Origin of the sequence: Rivularia sp. UHCC 0363, assembly GCF_034931125.1 — a bacterium.
Taxonomy (GTDB): domain Bacteria; phylum Cyanobacteriota; class Cyanobacteriia; order Cyanobacteriales; family Nostocaceae; genus Rivularia.
In genome coordinates, this window is sequence record NZ_JAYGHM010000124.1 from 1 (window position 1) to 8,989 (window position 8,989).

9 protein-coding genes are annotated in these 8,989 nt (G+C 38.2%); 8 read left to right on the forward strand and 1 reads right to left on the reverse strand.

Going from position 1 to position 8,989, the window contains the following annotated elements; genetic code table 11:
* The first annotated feature begins 11 nt into the window (after positions 1–11).
* The 6 genes from VB797_RS34220 (at position 12) to VB797_RS34245 (ending at position 5,132) form a co-directional block, all read left to right on the forward strand.
* The gene (locus VB797_RS34220; RefSeq protein ID WP_323242271.1) at positions 12–626 is read left to right on the forward strand and encodes a HEAT repeat domain-containing protein; all 615 of its coding nucleotides are present in this window, start codon (positions 12–14) and stop codon (positions 624–626) included.
* Between the two features lie 29 nt (positions 627–655).
* A complete protein-coding gene (locus tag VB797_RS34225) occupies positions 656–1,498 on the forward strand; it encodes a phycobilisome rod-core linker polypeptide (RefSeq protein ID WP_323242263.1) in 843 nt (280 codons plus the stop codon).
* Between the two features lie 264 nt (positions 1,499–1,762).
* Complete coding sequence (locus tag VB797_RS34230; protein WP_323242264.1) at positions 1,763–2,506, forward strand: phycobilisome rod-core linker polypeptide; 744 nt, start codon at positions 1,763–1,765, stop codon at positions 2,504–2,506.
* A gap of 186 nt (positions 2,507–2,692) precedes the next feature.
* Positions 2,693–3,463, forward strand: coding sequence for a phycobilisome rod-core linker polypeptide (locus tag VB797_RS34235; protein WP_323242265.1), 771 nt, complete (start codon positions 2,693–2,695; stop codon positions 3,461–3,463).
* 325 nt (positions 3,464–3,788) lie between these two features.
* Positions 3,789–4,400: a GNAT family N-acetyltransferase gene (locus VB797_RS34240; RefSeq protein ID WP_323242266.1), complete on the forward strand. Its 612-nt coding sequence runs from the start codon at positions 3,789–3,791 to the stop codon at positions 4,398–4,400.
* A 72-nt stretch (positions 4,401–4,472) separates the two neighbouring features.
* Positions 4,473–5,132 carry an HD domain-containing protein gene (locus VB797_RS34245; RefSeq protein WP_323242267.1) on the forward strand — a complete coding sequence of 220 codons (660 nt, stop codon included), beginning with the start codon at positions 4,473–4,475 and terminating at the stop codon, positions 5,130–5,132.
* Here the strand turns inward: VB797_RS34245 and VB797_RS34250 are convergent.
* Entirely contained in the window at positions 5,118–5,732 is a 615-nt protein-coding gene (locus tag VB797_RS34250; protein WP_323242268.1) for a TetR/AcrR family transcriptional regulator, read from the reverse strand. The genes VB797_RS34245 and VB797_RS34250 overlap by 15 nt on opposite strands.
* Before the next feature lie 300 nt (positions 5,733–6,032).
* Between VB797_RS34250 and VB797_RS34255 the strand changes: the two genes are divergently transcribed.
* Both VB797_RS34255 and devC read left to right on the forward strand, forming a co-directional pair.
* Positions 6,033–7,451, forward strand: coding sequence for a biotin/lipoyl-binding protein (locus tag VB797_RS34255; RefSeq protein WP_323242269.1), 1,419 nt, complete (start codon positions 6,033–6,035; stop codon positions 7,449–7,451).
* 101 nt (positions 7,452–7,552) lie between these two features.
* Positions 7,553–8,734 carry an ABC transporter permease DevC gene (gene devC / locus VB797_RS34260; RefSeq protein ID WP_323242270.1) on the forward strand — a complete coding sequence of 394 codons (1,182 nt, stop codon included), beginning with the start codon at positions 7,553–7,555 and terminating at the stop codon, positions 8,732–8,734.
* Positions 8,735–8,989: the final 255 nt, after the last annotated feature.

The window sequence follows — 8,989 nt, forward strand, 5'->3', positions numbered from 1 at the left end:
TAACTCTTCGCATGAATACTGACATTCAAAACTTAATTCGCGCTGTTACCGAGGCTGATTCATCAGCGCGAATGGTGTCGGCGGTACAAAAGCTAGTATCAGCAAAAGATACGGCAGCAATTCCGACATTGATTGCTGTGTTTGGATACAATAATCCAGCCGCAGCGGTAATAGCAGTTAAGGGATTAACGGAGTTAGGAGAAGTAGCCGTACCGCAACTGCTCGGACAGATTGATGATTATAACTATGGTGCTAGAGCTTATTCAATTCGGACTTTAGCTGCGATCGCTGATCCCCAAGCCTTAGACTTATTGTTAGAAGCTGCGGCAACAGATTTTGCTCCGAGCGTGCGTCGTGCTGCTGCCAAAGGATTGGGGTCTTTACAATGGCACAAACTCTCGGAGCAAGAAAGGGCGATCGCGCAGAGAAAATCACTCTCAACCCTACTTTCAATTACTCAAGATGCAGATTGGGCAATTCGTTATGCTGCCGTTGTGGGTTTGCAAGAGTTAGCAAAAATTCCTATTCTAAGACAGGAAATTGCAGCAATATTTTCTCAGATGCGCTCAAATGACGCTCAGCCATCAGTCCGCGCTCGGGTAACTTTGGCTCAACAAGCCAGTTAACAAATGTCCAATCACATAAAATAACAAGAATGTCAATACCAGTACTTCAATATAAACCTAGTTCTCAGAATCAGCGTGTCGAAGGCTATGAAGTGCCTAGCGAAGACACGCCAATCATGTATAGATTGACAGATGCCACCTCAGATCAAGATATTGATGAAATCATCTGGGCGGGTTATCGTCAAATCTTCAGCGAACACTTGATATTAGAAACATATCGTCAGCCTTTTTTAGAATCGCAAATGCGAAACCGGGCGATTAGGGTCAGCGATTTTATCCGAGGATTAGGAAAAACAGACGTTTACCGCGAAGAAGTAGCAGAAACTAACTCCAACTACCGTTTAGTTGATATCAGCTTTAAGCGTTTTTTGGGACGTGCAACCTATAACAAACAAGAGCAAATAGCTTGGTCAATTATTATTGCTACTAAAGGTTTGCATGGATTTATCGACGCTTTAGTAGATAGTGACGAATACCGTCAAAACTTCGGTAACGACATCGTACCCTACCAGCGCCGCCGTTACAAAGGCAGACCATTTAACTTAGTAAATCCCCGTTACGGTGCAGACTTCCGCAATCGTCTAAGTATGCGGAATTTTGGAGGTACTTCTTACTACACTGCTCGTACTTCCGGAGGATATGCCACCGGAGAAGAAATTCGCAAAGTGATTCCCAGCAACTTTATGTCAATGGCTGGGGGTATAATTACTAACGAACGTAACTATCAAAGAACCATCGCCACAGTAACTTCTCAAATCCAGAACATGGAGATTCCGGACATGACACGCGAATCTTCCACAATTCAACCCAGAGTCAAACCCGTAGAAGTTGCTTTACCCTATCGTTACGTACCTGGTAGGAAGACTACTTAAAAAGATTGGTAATGAGTAATTGGTAATGGGTAATGGGTAATGGGTAATGGGTAATGGGTAATGGGTAATGGGTAATGGGTAATGGGTAATGGGAAGAAAAATTAATAATTCCTAACTCGCTACTTACTACTTTTTACTTATGACTGCTCACTCCTAACTTCTAACTCCTAACTATTCCCAATGACCAATTACCAATTACCAACTACCAATTACCAATTACCAATTACCAATTCCCAATTCCCAATTCCCAATTCTTAGATAATCATGTCAATACCACTATTAGAATACAAACCCAGTTCTCAAAACCAGCGGGTTGATGGTTATGAAGTTTCCAGCGAAGATACACCGAGAATTTATCGCTTGGAAGATTCTCCTAATTATGATGAAATTCAGCAATTAATTTGGGCTGGATATCGTCAAGTATTTAGCGAACACGAAATACTCAAGTTTTACCGTCAATCCAATCTAGAATCTCAGTTAAAGAATCGAGCAGTTACCGTGCGCGATTTTATCCGGGGTTTGGCAAAGTCAGAATCATTTCGACGTTTGGTAGTTGAAACAAACTCGAATTATCGCGTGGTCGAAATCTGTCTCAAACGTATTTTAGGACGTGCGCCTTACAATAAAGAGGAAGAAATTGCTTGGTCAATTAAAATTGCTACCTTGGGTTGGGGTAATTTTGTTGATGCTTTAATTGATTCGGAAGAATATCTGAGTAATTTTGGAGAAAATACGGTTCCCTACCAACGTCGTCGTTATAAAGGTAGACCTTTTAACTTGGTAACTCCTCGCTACGCGAACTATTGGCGCGATAAGCAAGAAGATAGTCGTTACAAGTGGGGCGATATCAACAACTTCATGGATATGGCGAGTTCGGCTTCAATTAAAACAGTTACTTACACCCCAGTTAGTACCGCTAATATTGACATTCCTGACATGACAAAGGAAAGTGAACCCCAAGGAATTCCTGTTTCTATTAGTACTACAGCAAGTTTTCCCTTGAGATAATCACCGAATTTTAGATGTATGGTGATGACTACATAAAGTCAATCTACAATCTAAAATCCAAAATCCAAAATTGTTTGACCTGAATAAGGGAAAATAAGTAATAAGGATTGAATCATAACGCCAAATCATCCTTCATCGCTCAACTTTTTTGTTGAACCACTTAATAAAATAAGAGGATAATTACAGATGGCATTGCCATTACTTCAGTACAAACCAAGCAGCCAAAATCAAAGAGTCAAAAGCTTTGGTAAAGCTGACCAAAACGAAGATACACCATATATCTATCGTTTAGAAGACGTAAGTGATTACACCGATATTGAAAACATCATTTGGGCTGGATATCGTCAAGTTTTTAGCGAACATGAAATTCTAAGCTTCAACCGTCAAAAGAATTTAGAATCTCAGCTGAAAAACGGTTCTATTACAACACGCGATTTTATTCGCGGTTTAGCTCAGTCCGAAGCTTTTTACCGCATAGTTGTGGAAGTTAATAACAACTATCGCTTAGTAGATATCTGTCTCAGACGTTTATTAGGTCGTGCGGCTTATAACAAAGAAGAAGAAATTGCTTGGTCAATCAAAATTGCTACCTTGGGTTTCAATGGCTTTGTTAATGCCCTGGTGGATAGCGAAGAGTATACCAACAGCTTCGGCGATAACACCATACCTTACCAGCGTAAACGTATGGAAGGTCGTCCCTTCAACTTAGTAACTCCTCGCTACGGCGAAGATTTCCGAGAAACCGCTGGAACCGTCAAAACCGACTGGCGCTTTACCTTGGATAAATTCTACTCTGAGAAGGCTAAAAACCAGCGACTCTCTGAAGGCGACCCTCGTAAATATGCTGACATGGCAGCATCCGTTAATAATAAAGGTAACTACGCTCAAAGCATTAGAGCTTCTAGCCTAGACTACTTAAACTTAGTACCTTCTCGCGGAAGCGGAAAACGTTTCTAAGTTCTCAACTTCAATAAAAATTTGACACTGGGTCTAGTTTTTATCTTGATACAAAAGTTGTTTAGCATTTCTTTGTTAAATAGCTGTTGCGTTAGGTAATAATTAGACCCAGCAGTTTTATCAATTGTAGGGTGTGTTTCGGCACGAGTATGTATTGTTTGAAGTTACTATTTAGATAATGCCGTAACGCACCATAACGTTATGTAGATAATCCAATAGTCCTAACGTAACTAGCGAGCAAGATGCTCGCACTACCAAAATTAATTGAAAACACTATAAAATATAATATTTAGATAAACTAATCTAATATTACACAATTAAAGAAATGTCTAACATCGAAATAACTAATTTAACTAAAAAAGACACGGATAATGTTATTGAAATCTTTTCAACTGCGTTTAAAAATTACCCATTAATGGAATTCTTCTTTAAAGATACATATGAGCAATCGATGAAACACCTGTTAAAATCCATGTGCGATGAAAAATCTATAGTTGAAAACTTGCTTCTAGGTGCTTTTTTAGAAGAAAAATTGCAAGGAGTTGCTTTTATAACTCCTCCCAAACTAACGACGAGTAATGATAATACTGAAAGTACAAAAACAGCTTCAGAAGAACAGTTTGCAATTGCAATTGGAGAAGAAGCTTTAATGCGAATTGAAGCATATTCTAATTTAAAAAAGACAAATAAACCCTCCTCTCCGCATTTCTATATCAACACTCTAGGTGTACATCCGCAAAGTCATGGAAAAGGTATCGGTAGCGCACTTCTTTCACAAGTACATCAGATGTCACAACAACATTCTGATTCTCAGGGTGTTGCTCTTGATACCCAAACACAAAAAAACGTAGGCTATTATCAACGTTTTGGTTATGGTATTTCTAATACAGTAAAACTAGAAAATGTCGAGAATTGGTTTATGTTTCGACCTAATTAAATCAGGTCAAAAGTTAAAGGTTAATTATTTCGTAATGGGTCGTAAAGCTATGCAAATTATCTAAAATATTATATGTCCAATTGCGATCGCATTACAGATAAATTATTCAATAACTGGTATGAATTAGTGCAAAATTTTGATATTAATCAAGCTGCTGCGGAAAAATCTTTTATTCAAATAGTTGCAGCTTATTCAAGTCCAAATCGCTACTATCATACTTTAGAACACATTAACCACGTTTTAGAAGTAATTCAAACATTAGAATCTCAAACTCAAAATTTGGAAACCAAAGCCGTTCGACTTGCTGCTTGGTTTCATGACATAGTTTACGACACCAAAGCAAAAGATAACGAAGAAAAGAGCGCTGAATACGGTGTATCCGTTCTTTCATCGCTATCAATTCCCTCTGATGCTATTAAAAATGTTAAAAATTTAATTTTAGCAACCAAAAATCATCAAGCTTTAAATAGCGATCGCAATGCTCAAGTATTATTAGATGCAGATTTATCAATTCTGGGTAGCAATCCCGATGAATACAGTAAATATACCCATGCAATTCGTCAAGAATATATCTGGGTAGCAGAAGTAGAATACTTTGCAGCCAGAAAGCAAATATTACAAAGTTTTTTACAGCGAGAAAATATCTACTTTACCCAAATCATGCAGCAGACAAAAGAGAAAATTGCACGAAATAACATAAAAGCAGAAATAGAAAGGTTAAATTACTCCTAACAATAAATCTGTCAAAGCATCCGTTAAACGATGACTTTCCATTGGCAAAATATCCGAACCGTGCATCATTTTCTGAGTCATGACAAAGTGAACTAGAGAACCAACAATAATTCTCGCTGTCGCTTCTGGGTCTGATATATTTAGTTCGGGATGAGATGCTAAGTAATCGTGAAGGGTATCTACCGCAGGTTTTACTAAGCTAGCAACATAAAAGTGAGCCATTTCTGGAAAACGCCCCGATTCTCCAATTAATACGCGCATAAACGCTGTATACTCATCATCTTGAAGCATTTCATTCAATGCTTTTACTATTAACTCGTGCAGTACTTTTTTAGGCTCTCCAACTAAATTCTCAGTTCCAAATACTGACTGAAATTTTTCTTTTGCTAATCTTTCGATTAATGTTTTGAAAAGTCCTTGTTTATCTTGAAAATGACTGTAGACAGTTGCTTTTGAAACACCTCCCGATGCTGCAACTCTATCCATGCTCGTACCAGCGTATCCGTGTACCAAAAATTCCTGCATTGCTCCCTGCAAAATTTGCTCTACTTTATCTTTTGAATTTTCGGTATGAGTTTCGCTAAGTTTTAATAGTTTCATTTTTGACCTATTTTTAGTTGAGCGATCGCATCAGGACGAAGTAAAAAAAATAATGAAAAAATATACAGGCTTGACATACAGCATGAGATATTAACTACCATCGATTACCTATTTACTAAAAATATGTATATTTTCCGAATAAAACCGTAATAGATTTGCTGTCAATAATAGGGTACCTTGATACCTATATATTTAAATTAATCCGCAAAATCTACTAAAAAGTCAAACTAAACTAGTCGGTTTAGTTTAATTGTATTATAAAGTAAGAAATAACAAAAATTCAGTATTTATTAGGATGCTATGTTAGATAACCTTAGACTAGAAAATTCACCGTCTCCCGAAGTTTCTCGCTCATCACGGTTGATTGTCACGGTAGCGGCTTTTGCGATGGGTGGAGCTAGTATCTATACGCTGCAACGGTTTAAGGGTGAGGAAATCGCAAAAGCACCCCCCAAGCCAATTCCGGCAATTCCCCAGATTAAAACCGTGACAGCACTGGGACGACTTGAACCCAAAGGAGAAGTGATTCAGCTATCTGCACCAGCGATAGGTGGAGAAGGAAGTCGAGTTGAGCAGCTACTAGTAAGGGAAGGAGATCGAGTTAAAGCAGACCAGGTAATAGCGGTTTTGGACAGTCGCGATCGCTTGATGGCTGCTTTTAAGGAAGCCAAAGAATCCGTAAGAGTTGCTCAAGCAAACCTGAAGAAGGTTAAAGGTGGTGCAAAACAAGGAGATATCGAGGCTCAGAAAGCTGGTGTATCTCGTTTACAGGTTGAAAAAACCACGGAGATTAAAGCCCAACTTGCAGCAGTTAATCGATTACAAGTTGAAAAAAGTACAGAAACCAAAGCACAACAAGCAGCGGTGAATCGATTACAAGCTGAAAAAGTTAGAGAAATAGAAGCACAAAGAGCAACTATTGCTCGATTAGAGGCAGAATTAGAAAATGCTCGGTTAGAATACCAGCGTTATGACGGATTGTATAAAGCAGGAGCTATTTCCACATCATTAAGAGATAGCAAGAATTTAGTTTTACAAACATCAAAACAGCAATTAGCAGAAGCCAGAGCAAACTTACAATTAATAAAATCTTCTAAGGAACAGCAATTAGCAGAAGCTCAAGCGAACTTAGAACGCATTCAGTCATCCCGACAGCAGCAATTAGTAGAAGCAGAAGCTAATTTAGAGCGGATTCAATTATCTTTACAACAACAAATAAATCAAGGTAAAGCAACTTTAGAAAGTATTGTTGAAGTTCGTCCGGTGGATGTATTAGTTGCTCAAGCAGAAGTCAACCGTGCTGTAGCAGCAATGAATCGAGCAGAAGCAGACTTAAAACAAGCTTATGTACGTTCTCCTCAAGAGGGTCAAATATTTGATATTCATACTCGTCCAGGGGAAAAAGTCGTAAATGAAGGGATAGTTGATATTGGTCAAACTAGCACTATGTACGCAGTCGTAGAAGTTTACCAAAGCGATGTAAATAATATACGTTTGGGACAACAAGTAGAATTATTAGCTGATGCTATTCCGGGCAGACTAAACGGTATTGTAGACCAAATTGGTTTGCAAGTGCAGCGACAAAATGTAGTTAACAGCGACCCTTCCACAAATATAGATTCCCGAATAGTAGAAGTTCACGTTCGATTAGACGATGAATCGAGTGAAAAAGCAGCAAGATTTACTAATTTACAAGTAAGAGCGGTGGTGGAAATTTAATAGGTAATTGGGAATGGGTAATTGGGAATGGGTAATTGGTAATTAATGACAAATATTTTAATCTAAAATCTAAAATCTAAAATCTAAAATCTAAAATTAATATGATTGGATTTATCCAACAATTACAGCGACGAACACCTTTGGGTTGGTTACAATTAAGCCGTCAAAAAGGACGTTTATTAGTAGCTTTGTCGGGGGTTGCTTTTGCTGATTTGCTGATGTTGATGCAGCTTGGTTTCCAAAATGCATTATTTAGCAGCGCTACTCGGCTACATGATACTTTAAGGGCAGATTTAGTACTATTAAGTCCGCAAGCACTCAACTTGCAAGATTTATCTACTTTTACTCGACGACGACTTTATCAAGCGATGGATGTACCCGGAGTCGCAACAGCCGAACCTATGTACAATAGTCTTGTAACTTGGAGAAATCCCCAAACTCGTCTCAAAACTCAAGTGATGATTATTGGTTTTAATCCCGATAAACCAGCATTTGATTTACCAGAAGTTGATAAACATATTGATGCAATTAAGTTACCAGATACTATTTTATTTGATGAGGCAACTAGAGGAACCTATGAAAAGGTTATTGCTCAAATAAAACAAGGTCAAACTGTCACAACAGAAATTCAAGGACGAACAATAACTATTGCTGATGTATTTAAAGTTGGTGCATCTTTTGCCGCTGATGGTACTTTAATGACCAGCGATCAAAACTTTTTAAGACTGTTTCCCCGACAAGATTCGGGAAGCGCAAATTTAGGTCTGATTCGCTTAAAACCAGGTTACGAACCCGAACAAGTCGCAGCTGAACTAAAATATCATTTAAGAGATGCTGCTGATGTTAAAGTATTCACAAAACAAGAATTTATTGATTTTGAAAAAGCTTATTGGCAAACCAATACACCGATCGGATTTATTTTCAGTTTAGGTACTGCAATGGGTTTCATTGTGGGAGTAATTATTGTTTATCAAGTACTTTCCACTGATGTTAATGCTCATATGAAAGAATACGCTACTTTTAAAGCGATGGGATATCGTAATTTCTTTCTATTAACTGTGGTTTTTGAAGAAGCAATAATTCTAGCTGTATTAGGTTTTATTCCTGGAGCGGCAATTTCAACCGGACTGTACGCACTTACCCGCAATGCTACCAATTTACCGCTTTACATGACCGTAGCGCGAGTAGTTCAAGTACAGGTCATGACTATTATTATGTGTATGATTTCTGGTGCTGTTGCTACTCGTAAAGTTCAATCTGCTGACCCAGCGGATATGTTTTGATCGGGGATAAGGGGATGGGGGGACAGGGAGATGGGAGATGGGGAGATGGGGAGATGGGGAGATGGGGGGAACAATCCAAAATCCATTGATGCGGAAGCGTCTTCCTGTAGAGTAATCCAAAATCCAAAATTCTACTGATGCATAATCAAGTTTATTTATCCCTAGTTAATTAATGTTCTGACAACAATCATAATTAACTGCGGAGAAATTGAACTATGAATTTCATCAAATCTTTGACTATGTTCGTATTTATTT

Bases quoted from the DNA above. Each gene is read 5' to 3' on its own strand.
- VB797_RS34245 (WP_323242267.1), top strand. From the start codon at position 4,473: ATGTCCAATTGCGATCGCATTACAGATAAATTATTCAATAACTGGTAT.
- VB797_RS34225 (WP_323242263.1), top strand. From the start codon at position 656: ATGTCAATACCAGTACTTCAATATAAACCTAGTTCTCAGAATCAGCGT.
- VB797_RS34250 (WP_323242268.1), bottom strand. From the start codon at position 5,732: ATGAAACTATTAAAACTTAGCGAAACTCATACCGAAAATTCAAAAGAT.
- VB797_RS34235 (WP_323242265.1), top strand. From the start codon at position 2,693: ATGGCATTGCCATTACTTCAGTACAAACCAAGCAGCCAAAATCAAAGA.
- devC (WP_323242270.1), top strand. From the start codon at position 7,553: ATGATTGGATTTATCCAACAATTACAGCGACGAACACCTTTGGGTTGG.
- VB797_RS34255 (WP_323242269.1), top strand. From the start codon at position 6,033: ATGTTAGATAACCTTAGACTAGAAAATTCACCGTCTCCCGAAGTTTCT.
- VB797_RS34240 (WP_323242266.1), top strand. From the start codon at position 3,789: ATGTCTAACATCGAAATAACTAATTTAACTAAAAAAGACACGGATAAT.
- VB797_RS34230 (WP_323242264.1), top strand. From the start codon at position 1,763: ATGTCAATACCACTATTAGAATACAAACCCAGTTCTCAAAACCAGCGG.
- VB797_RS34220 (WP_323242271.1), top strand. From the start codon at position 12: ATGAATACTGACATTCAAAACTTAATTCGCGCTGTTACCGAGGCTGAT.